The organism is Nostoc sp. CALU 1950 (assembly GCF_051172895.1).
GTDB classification, from domain to species: domain Bacteria; phylum Cyanobacteriota; class Cyanobacteriia; order Cyanobacteriales; family Nostocaceae; genus Nostoc; species Nostoc edaphicum_A.
The window spans coordinates 1-1,127 of record NZ_JBDNJQ010000386.1 but is presented as its reverse complement, the minus strand read 5'-3'; the positions used below and the strand labels follow the sequence as shown (position 1 = coordinate 1,127).

Annotated in this window: 1 protein-coding gene; it reads right to left on the bottom strand. The window is 40.9% G+C overall.

From position 1 onward, the window contains the following. Positions 1-31: 31 nt before the first annotated feature. A partial coding sequence (locus tag ABF638_RS38075; protein WP_435027901.1) for a TnsA endonuclease C-terminal domain-containing protein occupies positions 32-1,127 on the bottom strand: 1,096 nt, incomplete at its 5' end.

Genomic DNA, 1,127 nt, shown 5'->3' with positions numbered 1-1,127 from the left:
GGTGAGATGACTTCAGTACCATATCAATTACTCAATCAGAATGAAATAGCCCTGGATTAATACGCTTACAAAAAGTAATCCGACTGGGGCAAGGGTCTGTTCTTCCTGCTTTTTCCCACTCTCTAACGAGAATACCGTAAGTTGCCAGTTTTCCTCGCTGTTTGAGATTTTCATAATGCTGTTCAATAATTTGGTCGATGAACTCCCAAGTATCGGGTGAAAAGCGGTCTACTCGATTTCCTTTGTCTCCCCGATTGGGTAGCAAACCAATATAGCCCCAGCCATAATTATTAAGAGCCTTATTAAATCTGGATTTCCAGCTACGGATTGTCCGCTCAGGTACAGAACTATTAATTGGCGGTCTTCCATGTAAATATGGCTCAATGATTTTATAGCGGTAGTTAGCCACGGACAAATCTTCGGGACTCGCGCATTTTAGCTGTTCCCAAATTTCTGTTGTTTTTGCAGATTTAGGTTGAATACGAGTAATTTCTTTTTGTGCAATGAGTGCATCAAAGTTTGCATGAGTTAACCCAATCAGTTCATTTTCGCTTTGGAGAGCAATTTTTGTGTCTCCAATTTGAAGTACACACCAACTTTTACCATCCCAAACAAGCGTTGAGCCAACCGCTACATCAATTCGTTGTCCGCTGGCGATAGTGGTAGAAATTCTTTGAGCAATCATGACATTATATGCCAGTGCCATCTGTTGACTGCTGAAAAGATGAACTTGTTCTGGTTCACTCAAAGCAGCAGCTTTGAGGTCTACATATAATTGCTTTGTTGCAATCAAGGCATAGATATCGTCTACCCAATTGGTACTGGTTGATTCTAATAGTTCTTTCAGAGTCATTCCAGGGTTAGCTCTCACGCACTCAACAACCGTTGTTCTTACCTCTGAGTTAACTGTATTTTCTTGATTGAAATAAGCTTTCAGAAACTGATGGTTGCGGTAAGCAATCCAGTTTATTTCTTGATCTGTACGTAAATGGTAGTACAGTAAAAGTGGTTGAACTTTAGTTTCTGCTGGTGGAGCGTGCCATTGACCATCTTCGCTTTGTTGATAGCGTGTGGGTTGTTTCTGAGCTAATGTTTTGAGACGTTCGCTCGGTTTCCATTCTTCAAAT